General features: G+C 67.9%; 16 protein-coding genes. 12 read left to right on the plus strand and 4 right to left on the minus strand.

Going from position 1 to position 14,605, the window contains the following annotated elements; translation table 11 throughout:
• Positions 1-6 precede the first annotated feature (6 nt).
• From ACWEOW_RS01965 to ACWEOW_RS01985, 5 genes are all read left to right on the plus strand, one after another.
• Entirely contained in the window at positions 7-858 is an 852-nt protein-coding gene (locus tag ACWEOW_RS01965; RefSeq protein ID WP_452267461.1) for an alpha/beta fold hydrolase, read from the plus strand.
• 326 nt (positions 859-1,184) lie between these two features.
• Positions 1,185-1,757 carry a VanZ family protein gene (locus tag ACWEOW_RS01970; protein WP_452267462.1) on the plus strand — a complete coding sequence of 191 codons (573 nt, stop codon included), beginning with the start codon at positions 1,185-1,187 and terminating at the stop codon, positions 1,755-1,757.
• Between the two features lie 189 nt (positions 1,758-1,946).
• The gene (locus tag ACWEOW_RS01975; protein ID WP_452267463.1) at positions 1,947-2,582 is read left to right on the plus strand and encodes a tyrosine-type recombinase/integrase; all 636 of its coding nucleotides are present in this window, start codon (positions 1,947-1,949) and stop codon (positions 2,580-2,582) included.
• A 101-nt stretch (positions 2,583-2,683) separates the two neighbouring features.
• On the plus strand, positions 2,684-2,905 hold the full coding sequence (gene vapB, locus ACWEOW_RS01980) for a type II toxin-antitoxin system VapB family antitoxin (RefSeq protein ID WP_452267464.1): 222 nt from the start codon (positions 2,684-2,686) through the stop codon (positions 2,903-2,905).
• Complete coding sequence (locus ACWEOW_RS01985; RefSeq protein ID WP_452267465.1) at positions 2,902-3,306, plus strand: PIN domain-containing protein; 405 nt, start codon at positions 2,902-2,904, stop codon at positions 3,304-3,306. Before vapB ends, ACWEOW_RS01985 begins: the two co-directional genes overlap by 4 nt.
• A gap of 770 nt (positions 3,307-4,076) precedes the next feature.
• Here ACWEOW_RS01985 and ACWEOW_RS01990 read toward each other — a convergent pair.
• Positions 4,077-4,430: a nuclear transport factor 2 family protein gene (locus ACWEOW_RS01990; RefSeq protein WP_452267466.1), complete on the minus strand. Its 354-nt coding sequence runs from the start codon at positions 4,428-4,430 to the stop codon at positions 4,077-4,079.
• Between the two features lie 167 nt (positions 4,431-4,597).
• Complete coding sequence (locus ACWEOW_RS01995) at positions 4,598-5,440, minus strand: oxidoreductase (RefSeq protein ID WP_452267467.1); 843 nt, start codon at positions 5,438-5,440, stop codon at positions 4,598-4,600.
• Positions 5,441-5,537: 97 nt separating this feature from the next.
• Here ACWEOW_RS01995 and ACWEOW_RS02000 point away from each other — a divergent pair, with 97 nt between their 5' ends.
• Complete coding sequence (locus ACWEOW_RS02000) at positions 5,538-6,104, plus strand: TetR/AcrR family transcriptional regulator (RefSeq protein WP_452267468.1); 567 nt, start codon at positions 5,538-5,540, stop codon at positions 6,102-6,104.
• 191 nt (positions 6,105-6,295) lie between these two features.
• On the opposite strand, the gene ACWEOW_RS02005 is transcribed toward ACWEOW_RS02000, so the two are convergent.
• On the minus strand, positions 6,296-7,504 hold the full coding sequence (locus ACWEOW_RS02005; protein WP_452267469.1) for a PstS family phosphate ABC transporter substrate-binding protein: 1,209 nt from the start codon (positions 7,502-7,504) through the stop codon (positions 6,296-6,298).
• A gap of 153 nt (positions 7,505-7,657) precedes the next feature.
• On the opposite strand from ACWEOW_RS02005, the gene ACWEOW_RS02010 reads away from it, so the two are divergent.
• The 5 genes from ACWEOW_RS02010 to ACWEOW_RS02030 all read left to right on the plus strand — a co-directional run bounded on the left by ACWEOW_RS02010 (position 7,658) and on the right by ACWEOW_RS02030 (position 12,852).
• The gene (locus ACWEOW_RS02010) at positions 7,658-9,337 is read left to right on the plus strand and encodes an ATP-binding protein (RefSeq protein WP_452267470.1); all 1,680 of its coding nucleotides are present in this window, start codon (positions 7,658-7,660) and stop codon (positions 9,335-9,337) included.
• Positions 9,334-10,005 carry a response regulator gene (locus ACWEOW_RS02015; RefSeq protein ID WP_452267471.1) on the plus strand — a complete coding sequence of 224 codons (672 nt, stop codon included), beginning with the start codon at positions 9,334-9,336 and terminating at the stop codon, positions 10,003-10,005. The genes ACWEOW_RS02010 and ACWEOW_RS02015 overlap by 4 nt, the downstream gene beginning before the upstream one ends.
• 285 nt (positions 10,006-10,290) lie before the next feature.
• Positions 10,291-11,259 (plus strand): alpha/beta hydrolase, encoded by a 969-nt coding sequence (locus ACWEOW_RS02020; RefSeq protein WP_452267472.1) that lies wholly within the window; start codon positions 10,291-10,293, stop codon positions 11,257-11,259.
• A 46-nt stretch (positions 11,260-11,305) separates the two neighbouring features.
• Positions 11,306-12,289 (plus strand): hypothetical protein, encoded by a 984-nt coding sequence (locus ACWEOW_RS02025; protein ID WP_452267473.1) that lies wholly within the window; start codon positions 11,306-11,308, stop codon positions 12,287-12,289.
• Positions 12,290-12,354: 65 nt separating this feature from the next.
• Complete coding sequence (locus ACWEOW_RS02030; RefSeq protein ID WP_452267474.1) at positions 12,355-12,852, plus strand: hypothetical protein; 498 nt, start codon at positions 12,355-12,357, stop codon at positions 12,850-12,852.
• 72 nt (positions 12,853-12,924) lie between these two features.
• Here the strand turns inward: ACWEOW_RS02030 and ACWEOW_RS02035 are convergent, their stop codons facing one another.
• A complete protein-coding gene (locus ACWEOW_RS02035) occupies positions 12,925-13,518 on the minus strand; it encodes a GNAT family N-acetyltransferase (RefSeq protein WP_452267475.1) in 594 nt (197 codons plus the stop codon).
• 476 nt (positions 13,519-13,994) lie between these two features.
• Between ACWEOW_RS02035 and ACWEOW_RS02040 the strand changes: the two genes are divergently transcribed.
• Positions 13,995-14,465 carry a hypothetical protein gene (locus ACWEOW_RS02040; protein ID WP_452267476.1) on the plus strand — a complete coding sequence of 157 codons (471 nt, stop codon included), beginning with the start codon at positions 13,995-13,997 and terminating at the stop codon, positions 14,463-14,465.
• The last annotated feature ends 140 nt before the right edge of the window (positions 14,466-14,605 follow it).

The raw sequence follows: 14,605 nt of genomic DNA on the forward strand, positions 1-14,605 counted from the left end.
CTCATCATGGGTCCGAACCTCTCCCGTCGCCAGCTCCTGGTCACCGGCGCCGCCGTGGCCGGATCTGCCGCGCTCACCGCTACCGCCCTGGGCGCGGAAGCTGCCGGTGCCACGACCATGCCCGACGCCGGCGCCGCACCGAAGACCAAGCCGACCATCGTCCTGGTCCACGGCGGCTACGCCGACTCCTCCTGCTGGAACGACGTCATCGCCCCGTTGCAGGGCGCCGGCTACCCCACCATCTGCGGGTCGAACCCGCTGCGGGGCATCCCGACCGATGCCCCGTACATCGCCAGCCTGCTCGACTCCATCAGCGGGCCAGTCGTGCTTGTCGCGCACTCCATGGGCGGCACCGTCATCACCAACGCCGCCGCGGGCAAGGCCAGCGTCAAGGCGCTGGTGTACATCGCCGCATTTGTCCCCGACGTCGGCGAGACACAGGCGGACCTGATCAACAAGTTCCCCGGCAGCGAAGTCCTGCCGGTGAGCGTGCCGGTCCCGTACACCAAACCCGACGGCACCACCGGGACCGACCTGTACCTCAGCAAGGACGGGAAGGCGGCCTTCGCGGCCGACATCTCCGCGTCCGCGTTCCGGCTGCTGCAGGCAACTCAGCGGCCCTTCGACGCGGACTCGTTCATCTATCCGACGACAGCCGCGGCCTGGCGCACCATCCCCTCCTGGGGGCTGGTCGCCGGCCAGGACAAGGCCATCCCGGCGCAGACCGAACGGTGGATGTACGCCCGCGCCAACGCCCGCAAGGTCGTCGAGCTGCCGACGTCGTCGCACGTCGCCATGCTCAGCCACCCCAAAGCAGTCGCCGACCTCATCCAGGACGCTGCCAAGGCGGCCTCCTGAGAGAACGCCTGCCGGTGGCCCGCGGCAGGTCCTCCGGGCCACCGGCAACGCGAGCATCCGTTCGATGGGCGTAATCGTCCTCAGCGTGGCTGTTGGCGCACGTTGCTCCGCCTGTGGTGATGACGGGCGTGGGTAAGTCCGACCTGCGACACCCTTGTCTCAGGCGCCGGTTTGGTCTGGCGGCAATCCCGCACCAAGGCGCGTCGTTCCGCCGCGTCGGGAGCTGGCGCCCCTGCTCGCAGGCCCCCGGCGGGTCCTGAGGATCACGTCGGGGAGGGCGCGGGGGGCCGCAGCGTGCGGACAGGTGCAGCACCTACTGTGCGGGAGTGCCTGAGCAGTCAGTACCCGAGATGGTCGACGATCGGTCGAGCTGGCGATTCATGACGTTGCGCGCGAGGCTCGAGACCGTCGTCATCTGTGCCGTGTTCGCCCTTTACGTGGTGTTCGCACTGAAGCTCCTGTTCCTGTCGCGGCCGCCGGGTTCGGAGCGATCGTTCAACCTCGTCCCGTTCGCGAGCATCTCGACCTACCTGTTCAGCGGTTCAACCGGCGTGAGCAGGTTCGCGTTCGGAAACCTCGCCGGCAACGTGCTCCTATTCATCCCGCTCGGCGCGTACCTGTCCATGCGGGCGAAGTCGACGGTGCCCAGGACCATGCTCACCCTCGCCCTCACGAGCGTGGCAGTGGAGATCCTGCAGGGTCTGTTCGCGGTGGGGGCGTCGGACATCGACGACGTCATCCTGAACTGCCTCGGAGGCTTTGTCGGCATCCAGGCGTTCCTCCTGCTCAGGGTGATCCTGCGAGATCGGGACCGGGTGCGCACGGCGGTCGCGGCGCTGTCGGTCGTCGCGCTCCCGGTCCTGGCCTACCTGCTGTTCGTCATCAGACTGCACCTGTGAGTCCGGCCGCCCCTGGAGCCCGACTGTTTGACGCATCCGGGCCAGCGCGCGAAGAAGCCCTTTCCGCCGCCTGCTGACGCGGCTCGATCACCCAACTTGGCGGCCTAGCGTCGACGGCATCCCGGTGCCCGGCCACGATGGCGGCGAGCGGGGTCTGGCCAGAGTCAGGTCGCCGCGTGAGGTGACCGAATGTCCAGCCCAACCACTCTCCTCCTGCCGTACCAGCCGGCGACGATGTCGACCGCCCACTTGGCGGCCGTGTCCTACCTAGCCCGCTACGCCGGGCACACCCACACCCTGTACGCCTTCGAGCTACGACAGTGGTTCGCCTGGTGCGAGTGCAACGGGCTCGACCCTCTGGTCGGGATCCAGCGAGCCCACGTCGAGCTGTACATCCGTGGGCTCGGTGACCGGGGCCTGATGGACCGCGGACACCGGGTGCTGCACCTGGTCGGCAAGGGCAACAAGCCTGCGACCATGGCCGTGACCGTGCCTGTCCTTCGCGTCCTCGAAGCTTGCCGTGGCCCGCGCACCACCGGGCCGCTGGTGTTTCGTCCGGTCTCCGGCAAGCCGATCGACCGACGCGATGCCTACCGCATGGTCGCCCGGATCGCGAAGGCCGCTGGGATCCCACGTCACATCAGCCCGCACTCCCTGCGTCACGCCGCCATCACCAACGCCCTGGACGCCGGCGTCCCGCTGCGAGACGCGCAGATCCTGGCGCGTCACGCCGACCCGCGAACCACCGAGCACTACGACCGCGCCCGAGACAACCTCGACCGACACGGCGTCCACTTCCTCACCGCATACGTCTCCGGCGTCTGAACGCTACGACCGGCATCAGAGTCGATTCCGCCTGATACGAGCGCGTATAGCCGCGTGCGCGCGACCAGTCTGATATCGTTTGATATCAGGAGGTGGTCGTGATGGCCGACGTGCTCATTCGTGACGTGCCGGAAGCGGTGTTGGCAAGCGTGGACGCACATGCGTCCCGATTGGGGCTCTCGCGGGTGGAATACATCCGCCGACGTCTCGCGGCCGACGCGGCGACCTCGGGCGCCACGGTGTCCGCAGCCGACCTGCGATCCTTCGCCGACAAGGTTTCGGATCTGGCTGACCCCGAGGTCATGGGCGCGGCGTGGCAGTGACCGAGTGGCTGGTCGACAAATCAGCGCTGGTGCGCCTGGGCGGGAGCCCGGATGCTGCGCTCTGGGCGGAGCGGATCGAGCGGGGTCTGGTGCGGATCACGACCGTGACCCGCCTGGAGGTCGGCTACTCCGCGCGCAACGCTGACGACGCTCGTTCGCTCCTCACCGGCCCGCCGGTGTCGGCAATGCCGGTGGAGCACCTGACGCCAGCGGTCGAAGACCGGGCGGTCCAGGTGCAACTGATGCTGGCAGGCCAAGGTCAGCACCGGGCGCCCTCCATCCCGGACATCATCATCGCCGCCGCTGCCGAGCTGGCCGGGTTGACCATCCTGCACCTGGACAAGGACTTCGACCTGATCGCAGACCTCACAGGCCAGCCGACCGAGCGTCTCCGCGCTTGACGGCGAACCGCCGTTTCCCTGGAGCATTTCGCCGCCAGCCGCCCACCCTGACCGCTGCATGCGCGGACGTCGAGAGGGAGGTCGCGGCGCCCCGGCGTGAGGCTGCGAGGATGTGCGTGTGGCCAGGAAGTCAAAGGGTCCGACCTTCGCCGAGCTGATCAAGCAGCCCACCTGGAGCGAGGCGAAGTCGCGGCAAGCGGGTGAGCACGCGGTGCGACCCGGCAGGTACAACCATGCTGGCGAGCTCTTCGACCCCAGCGGTCGACTGCTGGTCCTTGAGCGGGAGGACATCACGCCCCAGCGGGCGCAGGAGCTTGTCAGCGGCGGTGCGCTCGTGGCCCATGAAGGCTGTGGGTGCGGCGGTTGGGCTGGCTGTCAGCCGGACTGGTCGTCCAGCGACGCCGTGTCGCGGCTGGGTACGTGTTCGCCATCGCTCCGGGGCCGGGGTGTGCCGACGTGGATTGATCTTTGGAGTAGCGAGGCGGGCCAGGTCGTGTACTTGCACGGAGACGTGCAGTGGGGCAACGAGCTCGGTTGAGCGCCCCGCTGTGCGCGGCTGGACCCGTCGGCCCGGTCCCGAGGTCGGATGCCTGAACTCCGCGGAGCGGCATGCGAGTGCCGTCCTGCGAGCACGAGCGCCAGACGTCGACGTCGCTGTCAAACAAGATCGCTGACAGTAGGTGCGGCGTTGCGATCCACCCATCGACGGTCGATGCGTCGCGAGCAGTTGACATGGCGAGCCAGTAGATGACGGCCGCCGTAGGCGCCAATCAAGGCGGCGGCATAAACACGGCGATGTCACCGTACGCGCGCATCGCGGCGATCCGGTCACCGGCGAGGTCGTAGGCGACGCAGTACGGGATCCGGGAACTTCCGTCCTGGCCGGCGCAGCTTCCTTCGATATAGGCCGTGCCGTCCGAGACGGACAGTTGACGAGTCTTCATGCCGGTCATGCGAGCGTGCAGGCCCATGATGCCCGCTTCGACCGCTTCCGACCCCAAGAGCTCTTCGTCGCTCTGGATGCTGGTCCAGGTGACGTCGTCGGTGAGGAACTGTTGGAAGTGACCACTTCCCATCGCTGTGAAGTATGCCTCCATGACCTTCGCGGTGTCATCGGCCGACATGGGCTCCTCCGGTCTCGTGGTTGGGCCAGGCTTCAGTCCCCATTGTGGCTCCCGTGGCGCCCAGCTGGCAGGCCTCGATGGCTGCCGACGGCGTTATGACCTGGACTGCTTTATGCCGCCTTCGCAAGCCGTGCATTCGTCCGTGCGGGGCAATTGAGCGGTGCTGCTTAGTTCTTGAGTCCGCTGGCTCGCTTGATCAACGCATCGAACGTGCGGTCCGGCAGCACCGCGTGAAGGCCGATGAGCGGCTTCGCACCAAAGCCCACGGCATAGCGAGTCTTGGGTCTTTTGGCAGAGGCGGCCTTGCTGATCGCCTTCGCGATCACAGACGGGTCGGACGAGAACCGGGCGTTTCCCTCGCCGGACAGGCTGGCGGCCACCGCCTGCGCCTGGTCGGCGTACGGGCCGACGCCCGATGTCTCTTTCAACATCTTTGCGGCGTTGGCTCCCCACTCGGTCCGTATGCCGCCCGGCTCGATGATCGCGACATCGACGCCAAAGGGGGCGGCCTCGAGTCGGACACAGTCGCTGAGTGCCTCGAGCGCGAACTTGGTCGCGTGATACCACGAGCCCAGCGGGGTGTGGATTCGTCCGCCCATCGACGTGATGTTGATGATCGTCCCGTCGCGCTGGTCCCGCATGTGCGGCAGGGCCAGCTGCATCAGGCGGGCTGCGCCGAAGACGTTGACCTCGAACTGTCGCCGGGCTTCGTCCATCGCGACATCCTCCAGCGCGCCGTAGGAGCCATAACCGGCGATGTTGACGAGCACATCCAGTCGGCCCTTCTCCTCGATGATCCGGTTGACGCCCGCGACCATCGACTCGTCGTCGGTGACGTCCATGGCCAATGGCCTGATGCCGTGAGCGGCCAGCTTCTGGAGCCGCTCGAGGCGGCGAGCGGCGCCGTAGACGACGAACCCGTCCTCGGTCAGCTTCCGCGCCGCGGCCTCCCCGATCCCGGACGAGGCGCCGGTGACGAGAGCCACGCGGGACTGGTGGTTGCTGGGCATGGGCGACGTCCTCACTGTAAGGTGAACCTTCATTCACGTTAGATCATGAACCAAGGTTCACTTTCACGCAAGTCCCATCGGATCCCGAGGTTGTGCCGTGACCCAGCAGCAGCGCGCTCCACGCGCGGACTCCGCGCGTAACCGCGCCAAGATCCTCGACGCCGCGCGCTCACGCATCACCGAGTCCGGACGTGATGTCGCGATGACCGACATCGCGGCCTCAGCCGGGGTGGCGGTGGGCACCCTGTACAACCACTTCCCCACCAAGGTGGACCTCGTCGCCGCGGTCATGGACGAGTTCGTGACCCAAGTTGCCGACCGCTCCGAGGAGCTGCGAAGGGCGGTCGAGGCCGGCCAGCAAACGGGTGGGGCCGCGGTGACGGAGTTCCTACGGTTCGTGCTCGACGCGTCGGCGGTCAATCACGCCGTCAAAGTGGTCGCCCAGACCATGGGCTCGTCGACCGTTGGGGACTCCCCGGACGAGGCCCGCGCCGCACGCGCCTTGGCATTCCTGCTCCGGGCGGCGCAGCAAGAGGGCGTCGTCCGCGAAGAGGTCACCGTGCAGGACGTGTACCTGCTGGTGAACTCGGCCCCCCTGGACGCGCCGAAGCCAGCGCGTGATCGCTGGCTCGACCTGGTGTCCCGCGGCATCCTCGCCGACTGAGTCCACGGACTCAGCGGACCGCCCCGCCATCACGAGGTTCGGTACTCACGGTGGCGCAGCGGAGAATACACCGGTAGGGCTGGACGGGGCGTTCGCGGTCGCGCGGCGCCGGGATGGCGAGGGGGTGGCCCGGTGCACACTTGCACGGGGCCACCGGTGTGCTGGACCTCGCTGGGCGTGCCTTGTCCGCCCTATGGAAGGGTGGCGAGCTGCTTCGACGACGCGGAGCTCTGGAATTCGCGCAGCGGCAGGAACACGCCTTGGTTGCCGACGACCTGCTGGCCCTGCTTGCTGATGATGAACTTCGTGAGTTCACGCATGACCGGATCCAGCTGCTCGCCGGGCTTCTTGTTCACGTTGAGGTACACCAGCCGACTCAGCGGGTACTGCGCCGAGGCGACGTTCTCGTACGTCGGCGCGTACGCAGGATCGTTGTCATGATTGCTCAGCGACAGCACCTTGACGGGCCGGTCCACGTAGGCCATGCCTGTGTAGGCGATCCCGTACCGGTCCTCGTCCACATGCTTGGCCTGGTTGAACACGGTCGTCTCCCACGAGACGTCGGGGTCTGCAGGCTCCGCGCCGACCGGGGTCGCCGAACGCCACTCGCCGCGCTCACCGTTGTAGTTGAGCACGCGCTCGCGCACGAACTCCTCGAACCCGTTCCACGGCTTGATCCCGTAGATGTGGATCGGCTTGTCCTGCCAGTCACCAGTCAGGCCGAGGTCGCCCCAGGTACGGATGGGCGTGCCGCCGCGATGATGGGTCGTGGACAGCAGCCGGTCGAGCTGGTCGAAGGACAGCTTGTTGATCGGGTTGTCCTTGTTGACCACGAAGCCCATCGAGTCGAGGAACCCGAAGTGGCGGTAGGAGCCGCCGGAGATCGGGATCGACGTCGGTCCGTAGCCGAACTTCTCTCGGAACGCCAGGTCGTCCGAGGGCTTGAGCTCGCGGGAGACGAAGACGCAGTCGAGCTTGCCGTCGATCAGGGCCAGCGCTCCGAGGCTGCCGGCGTAGGGCGGGTCGACGTTGATGCTCACCTTCGGGTACATCCGCGAGAACTCGGCGATCCAGTCCTTGGACAACGCCGCGAGGACATCGGAAGCGCCGCAGTTGTAGGTCCCTCGGAGAGCGTTGCGGCCGATCGGCTCGTAGGTCGTGAGCCCAGGGTCGGGCGTGGGCTGGAGCAGCTCGGGTGTCGGGGTGGGACGGCCGTGCTCCTTGTTGAACTCGTCCTGCGCGTCGGTCTGCTTTGTGACGGTCTTCTGGGGGGCGATAGCCCAAAGGGCCAGCTCTTTCGCCGTCGAGTTGGTCTCCGCGAGGCCAACGGCGGCTCCAGTGGCCGTGAGCGCTGCGCAGGCCACAGCGATCGTGGCGATGCGTACGGGATGGCGTGTCATGTCAGTGCTCCTCGTTGAGCGGTTCTTGGGTGCCCAAAACGTAGGAACCCGCTGGAGCGCGAACAAGATTGCGAAGGTTCGCGACATTGAGTTCATAAAGCACGCGGGATCGGTGCCCTGCTGGGCCCGGCGTGATGGGGTTAGGGTGCGCCTGTGCAGCCCACCCCCGTGACCGGCCGTGATGGACACCGGACGGCGACGTTCCGGGTGTCCCGTCCCGCGCTGCGGCTGCGCGACCAGGTGATCCTTCTCGTGACCGGGCTCGTGGCTGCGACACTCCTTCTGTCGGTATTCGTGGCTGCTTACATCGTCCGTGGCATCGTGCAGCGCCAGTTCGAGATCCGGGCGCTGACCATCGCGCGTGCCGTCGCGCTCGACACCCGTTATGTGGGATGGCTTCAGTCGGCCCCGGCATCACCCGACGGTCCGGTTCAGGCCGAGGCGGAGCGCGTCCGCATCGGCACCAACGCCCAGTCCGTCATCGTGCTCGACGCGAGCGGCACACGGTACAGCCACCCGGACACGCGGCTGGTGGGAGGCCGAGCCCGGGCGGACCTAGGTCCCGTGCTTGCTGGTGACGAGGTGATGGCGGTCGAGGACGAGGCCGACGGATCGGCCGCGCGGGGCCGGGTTCCCCTGCGTGACAGCACCGGTCGCGTAGTCGGAGTGGTCAGTGTCGGCCTGGGCATGAGTCGCGTAAATGACAGCGTATGGGCGCTCACACGCGGTCTGGTCCTGGCCGGCCTGGCGGTGCTGCTGATCGGGGTCGCGGGGGCGTACGCACTTGCCCGACGGCTGAGGCGCACGACGCACGGGCTCGAGCCCGCCGAGATGGCCGACCTGCTTCGCGGCCAGCAGGCCCTGCTCTCAGGTGTGCGGGACGGCGTCGTGGCGCTCGACCCTGACGGCGCGGTGACGGCGTCCAACGACGTTGCTCGACGGCTGCTCGGCCGGGCACCTACGATCGGCGTCCCGGCAGATGAGGCTGGCCTGCCCCCTCAGGTGCTCGACCTGCTGACCCGCGCCGACGCGCCGCGCGGAGAGCTCGTCGCTCTCGGGGACGACACGGTGGTGGCCACCCGGCTGCCCGTTGTTCGTGACGGTCGGGACCTGGGCTCGGTGCTCGTCCTGCGTGACCAGTCCGACCTCGACGACCTGGCTCGCGAGCTGGAGGCGACACGCGCGCTCACGGACGCGCTGCGCGCACAGGCGCACGAGTACACGAACCGCATCCACACTGTGGCCGGCATGCTTCACCTCGGGCACGTCGTCGAGGCACGGGACTACCTCCTCGAGCTGCACTCCACGACGACCTGGGGTGAGCTCATCAGCGATCCGTTCCTCGCCGGCCTTCTGACCGCGAAAGCCGCTGTCGCATCCGAAGCAGGCGTTCGTCTTCGCGTCAGCGACACGACGTGGGTCGAGGGCCACCTGCAACACCCGCTGGACAGCGTGACGGTCGTCGCGAACCTCGTGGACAACGCCATCCGCGCCGCTCAACAACCGGTCGGTCCGAAGGACCTTGACGACGAGAGCTGGGTCGAGGTGACCCTGCTGTCCGACGGACTCGCGCTCGTGGTGCACGTCGTCGACTCGGGCCCGGGGGTGGCGCCCGAGCAGCGGGAAGCGATCTTCCACCCAGGCTTCACCACGCGCCTGCTCGACGCGGATGCCCGACCCAAGCATGGGCTCGGGCTGTCGCTCGCCCAGCGCACCGCCCGTCGACACGGCGGCGACGTTGTCCTGACGGACGCAGGCTCGGACGGCCACGGTGCGGCATTCACTGCGCGGCTCGAAGACGTCATCGAGCCCGATCCCGGAGCCTCCCGATGACCAGACTGAGAGTGCTGGTCGTCGACGACGACTTCCGGGTCGCTCGTCTTCACGCGGACGCCATAGACGCCCTTCCCGACTGTGAGGTCGTCGGCCAGGCCCGGACCGCGGCGGAGGCTCTGCGCCTCGCCGCGAGCCGCCACGCCGACCTCATCATCCTCGACGAGTACCTCCCCGACGCGCCGGGCTCGTCCCTGCTCGGCCGGCTCGGCGCGCCCGCCATCCTGGTCACGGCCGCGAACGACACAGCAACCGTGCGACGCGCACTGGCCGCCGGCGCAGTCAACTACATCCTCAAACCCTTCGATCTCGACGTACTCACCGACCGGGTCACGGCATACGCACGCACGCGAGCGAGTCTCGGTGGGACCCGCGCGGTCGAGCAGGCCGACATCGACCGGGCGATCATCCGTATGCGCGGGGGAGCCGGTGCAGAGGTCCCGACCCGCCGCGGTGGATCGGAGACGACGGCCGCCCTTGTCCGCGACGCCCTCATCGCCTCGGCAGGGCCCCTCACGGCCACCGAGATTGCGCAGCAGGTCGGGGTCTCGCGTGTTACCGCCCAGCGATACCTGTCCGACTTCGCCCGCGCCGGCCGCGTGACCATACGGCTCTCCTACGGGTCTGCCGGCCGACCCGAACACCACTACACGTGGATCCAGGGATAGCGGCTCCGCGCGAACCCGCCCTCACAAGCAAACCTCAGAGGCGTCTGATTGGATCATGTCCGACTTGTCGGCCACCCTGCACCGAGGTGCGTCTAGCCGCCGCCTATCGCACGGCTCGGCGGCACTGGTGGTGGACGCGGTGTCCTCGAAGCGAGTGAGATCAGACCGGCCAGACCCGCCAAATGGCGGGCTCGCGATCGAGAATCTGCCGCGAACGGCGGTTCCTTCGCCCCTCGCGCGACCAGCATCGTGGTGGCTAGTTACATTGCCACGCAAGGAGCTCAGATGCCTACCACCACGGTCCCCCGCCCCCCGTTCGACCCGGAGCTGGACGCGATCCTCGCTGTCGTCGGCGACCAGCTCCCGCAGCTCACGCTGGAGACGATCCCGCAGTTCCGATCACTGCCTGTCAATCCGATAGAGCTCACCCCCGACAAGCTCAGTGATGCCGGAGTGACGCGCCGGGACTTCACGGTCCCGGGCTACGAGGGAGCCGACATGCTCCTTTCCGTGCTTGCCCGCGCCGACCACGCCGGGACTGGACCGGGGATCTACCACATCCACGGCGGAGGCATGATCACCGGCGATCGGCTGCTCGGTCCGCTGACGATGCTTCCCTGGGTCGTCGAGCACGACGCGGTCCTTGTGACGGCCGAGTACCGACTCGCCCCCGAGTTCCCCGACCCCTACCCGGTGGAGGACTGCTACGCGGGCCTGGTCTGGGCCGTCGACCACGCCGACGAGCTGGGCATCGACCGGGACCGCATCATGATCGCGGGGGCGAGCGCGGGCGGCGGCCTGGCCGCCGGGACCGCACTCCTAGCGCGAGACCGCAACGGCCCGACGCTCATCGGCCAGATGCTGATCTGCCCCATGCTCGATGACCGCGACACGAGCATCTCGACTGTCCAGTACGACGTCGGGACGTGGACCCGCGACCACAACCGGGTCGGCTGGGACGCGCTGCTCGGAGAGCGTCGCGGGACCGCGGATGTGTCGATGTATGCCGCTCCGGCTCGCGCGACAGACCTTTCGGGGCTGCCGCCCGCGTTCATCGACTGTGGCTCGGCGGAGGTGTTCCGCGACGAGGACGTGGCGTACGCGACGGCACTCTGGGGCGCCGGCGTGCAGGCCGAGCTGCACGTGTTTGCTGGCGGATTCCACGGCTTCGACATGCTCGCCCCACACACCGCGGTCGCCCAAGCGTCCGTCGCTGCACGGAATAACTGGGCTTCGCGCATGCTGGGCTCCTGAGCCTCGTCGCGGCGATACTCTCGTCACGACAACAGCTGGAGCACCGATGCAGGAACTCGTAGGAAGGCTCACGGCTCTCGATCCGGAGGCGAGCGAGACGCTCAAGGTCGTCGCGTACTTCGACGCGCTCGTCGCCTCGGGCGTGGGTCTTGACGGGCTCCTGCGCGCGGCGGCAGTGCTCTCGGGGGTGGTCGCCGGGGCGGAGCGGCGTGGCCGAGTCAGCAGATGCGATGCAACCGGGCGCCGCCTTGACGCCGACGGTGACGTGAAGCGGGCGCCCGAGCGCGTCGTCGGGGGCGCCCGGGTGTGGCTCGAGCGCGACGGGCCGCTCCATGCCAACGACGAGATGGTCGTCGAGCGGCTTGCCTTGGCGGTGGAGCTCCTCGAGACGCGCCGCGGTCCGGCCCGCGGCCTCGACATCGTCATCGATGCCGACCGGGGGCCCACCGAGCGTAAGGAGGCACTCGCCGGCCTGCGCATCGGTGGCAGTGCCCGGTTGCGCCTGGTCGCGACGAGCGTCGCCCAACCTGCTCCGGGGGAGCCATCGACCGTCGTCCCCTCGAGGTACGGGATGCTGCGCGCGACGGTCGACGCGTCCGGGAGGCTCTCACCCACGGGGCGGGCTGGCCTCGGAGTCTGGACGCGGGCGGACCATGCGCCGGAGTCCTGGGAATCAGCCGTGATCGCCTATCGCCTCACGGACGCGGCCGACCAGATCGTCGATGCGACCGACCTAGGGGCCATGCTGGTTCTCGCACGCGCCTACGACCCCGAGGTCCCCCACCCGGACGTCGCGAAACTGGCTGGCCTCGATGCCTTCCAGGCCAAGGTTCTACGTGCTCTCGTCGAGGCCGACAGCATCCGATCTGCGGCGGCGAAACTGGGGATGCATCACTCCACCGTTCAAGCCAGGCACGAGGCGCTGGCCCGCGACCTCGGCTACGACCCCCGCACGCCCATCGGACGCATGCGGTACGTCGCTGCCGCGCTCCTACTGCGTCTATCTGGCTCATCCGCCGTTGACATCTGACCCGACTCCCTGCTGGCACCCGTACCGAAACGAAGCGGCACGCCGAAGTCAGCTCGACCATGTCGATGACCGCGCGCCCTGCCCGTGTCGGCGCTGCGGCATACGGTGGCGCCATGGGTGACTTCGACTTCTACGTGGGCACGTGGGATATCGCCAATCGTCGGCGCGTCGACTACCTCGATGGGGCGAGCCCGTGGGAGGAGTTCCCAGCGGTGAGCGTGGCCGCCCGACACTTTGACGGAGCCGCGAACATCGACGAGATCACCTTTCCCACGAAGGGATGGGCCGGGCTGACCGTCCGGCTCTACGACCCCGCTACCAGCCTGTGGTCGCTCTACTGGATCAGCCGATCGGCACCAGTCATCACCACACCCGTGACCGGTCGTTTCGTCAATGGTCGCGGGGAGTTCGTGAACGACGAAGCATGGGATGGCGTCCCGGTGCGCGTCCGGTTCCTCTGGACCGACATCACTGACACCACGGCCCGATGGGAGCAGGCCTTCTCGCGGGATGGTGGCTCGACCTGGTTACCAAACTGGGTGATGGAGTCCACCAGACGGTAAGGGGTCGGCCCCGGCAACGGCTGGCCGCGCGTACCGAGCTCATGAGCCGGCCGAGGTGAGCGCAACCGGCCGTCAGGACGACGCGTCGAGTCGGTGTCGCACCACTCGCCGGCGCAGGGTGGGCGATGCCTTGACCTCGTATCCGACGTCGAGGAAGACCTGGAGCAGCCCGACCGACGCCTCGTCCCAGATCACGGTCTTCCCCGGCGGCGGCTCGGTGGGGTAGCCCTCCAGGACGCGGGCGCCCACCTGTCTGCCGTACTCGACGGTGGCGGCGGCGAGCTCGTACATCAGCCCCTGTCGACGGAAGCCCGTGCGCACGACGAAGCAGGTGACCGACCAGACGCCCTCGAGGTCTGGGTCCATCCGCATCCACGGCTTCTGCCGGACCCAGATCCTCGGGTAGTTCTCCCGGGGCTCGACCGCGACCCAGCCGGCCGGCTCGCCGTCGACGTACCCAACGAGACCGGAGGTGGGGCCGCTCGTGCCGCAGCCAGCCTGCTCCAGGAGCGCGGCGTCGCGCTCCTGCTGGGTCGTGTCGCGCCAGATCCAGCCCGGGACCTTGAGCGCCTGGCAGCGGCACCTGCGGGCGCCGCCCGACTCGAACACGGCCTCCAGGTCCTCGCTCGTCGCGTCGTTGGCCGGTCGCCAGCTGAACTCGGACACACCGCGAGACTAGTCGCGGGCCGGCGCCGGCAGCGACGCCGTGACAGTCGGTCCGTGTGACGTCATCGGTGCGTCACCGCCGCTGAGCTGACCATCCTGCCGAGCGGCGTGTGCAGTCTCGTCCGGAGATCGCCGAAGCACTGCCACCCGAGGGATCATCGACAACGATGCCCCCACCGCGTTCCGACTTTGACTCACCCTGCACGCGTTGGCTAGGGCTGGCCGCGCGGGGTCGGATCTTCGGGACGCGGTCTGAGGATGCATCAAGGCGCAGGTTGGGGCACGCGCTACGTAGGCCGAACGGGACGTTGCGAGAGTGCGACATCAGAGAGGAGGGACCGGTGCACCGTCCGTGCACGGCGAGCGGAGTCTGGAAAGGGCTGGGGTTGGGGCGCGGGCCGACCCGCGTATCGACGTTAGGCACCCATCTTTGCGGAACTTGTCCCGCTGGGCGACAAACAAGCGATCATGCGGTCATGGAGTTCTTTGCGATTGCCTTCAGCACGTTTCTCGGGGCCGCCGTTGCGCTACTGGCGGAACGGTTGACGCGGCGACGCGACGCCCGGCTGCGAGAAGAGGCGGCGATCAATAACCTCATCTTGGACCTTGCGGCGAAGCGAGCATTTCTGGTGAATGACGACTGGGTCTGGGCCGATGGAGAGCCAAGTCGAGTGGTGGACTCGATCTTCCATGCCCGCACATTGATTCGAGAAGCGCGTATCTCATTGATGCCGCGCTCCCGCGCTCTGCCCCATCTTCGAAGCATGGCACGGGCGTGCAACACCTTCATCGAGTTGAGCGAGCGCGAAGACGATCAGGGACTCAAGAAGGCTCTCATGCGACTGACCGAGGAATTGACCATCGAAGTCAGACAACTCTTTGCCCTGGAGCCAAGGCGACACTTCGGCGACTTGCCTGGAAGTTTTGCATTGAAGGCCTCGACGTGATCGCGGACTTCAACAAACCCATGAATTGTTAAGGGCGCAACGGGCTCGACCCCTGGTCGGGATCCAGCGAGGGCTCAAACCCCGTGGTCGGGCTGCTCGATTGGGCTAGCTCGCAGGACGCCGATCGGTCCCGTCGATGT

It is taken from the genome of Monashia sp. NPDC004114, from assembly GCF_053603855.1.

Excerpts from the sequence above, each read along its gene's own strand:
- ACWEOW_RS01990 (WP_452267466.1), bottom strand. The coding sequence starts at position 4,430 with ATGTCGGCCGATGACACCGCGAAGGTCATGGAGGCATACTTCACAGCG.
- ACWEOW_RS02040 (WP_452267476.1), top strand. The coding sequence starts at position 13,995 with ATGGAGTTCTTTGCGATTGCCTTCAGCACGTTTCTCGGGGCCGCCGTT.
- ACWEOW_RS02025 (WP_452267473.1), top strand. The coding sequence starts at position 11,306 with ATGCAGGAACTCGTAGGAAGGCTCACGGCTCTCGATCCGGAGGCGAGC.
- ACWEOW_RS02015 (WP_452267471.1), top strand. The coding sequence starts at position 9,334 with ATGACCAGACTGAGAGTGCTGGTCGTCGACGACGACTTCCGGGTCGCT.
- ACWEOW_RS02020 (WP_452267472.1), top strand. The coding sequence starts at position 10,291 with ATGCCTACCACCACGGTCCCCCGCCCCCCGTTCGACCCGGAGCTGGAC.
- ACWEOW_RS01995 (WP_452267467.1), bottom strand. The coding sequence starts at position 5,440 with ATGCCCAGCAACCACCAGTCCCGCGTGGCTCTCGTCACCGGCGCCTCG.
- ACWEOW_RS02030 (WP_452267474.1), top strand. The coding sequence starts at position 12,355 with ATGACCGCGCGCCCTGCCCGTGTCGGCGCTGCGGCATACGGTGGCGCC.
- vapB (WP_452267464.1), top strand. The coding sequence starts at position 2,684 with ATGGCCGACGTGCTCATTCGTGACGTGCCGGAAGCGGTGTTGGCAAGC.
- ACWEOW_RS01975 (WP_452267463.1), top strand. The coding sequence starts at position 1,947 with ATGTCCAGCCCAACCACTCTCCTCCTGCCGTACCAGCCGGCGACGATG.
- ACWEOW_RS01965 (WP_452267461.1), top strand. The coding sequence starts at position 7 with ATGGGTCCGAACCTCTCCCGTCGCCAGCTCCTGGTCACCGGCGCCGCC.
- ACWEOW_RS02005 (WP_452267469.1), bottom strand. The coding sequence starts at position 7,504 with ATGACACGCCATCCCGTACGCATCGCCACGATCGCTGTGGCCTGCGCA.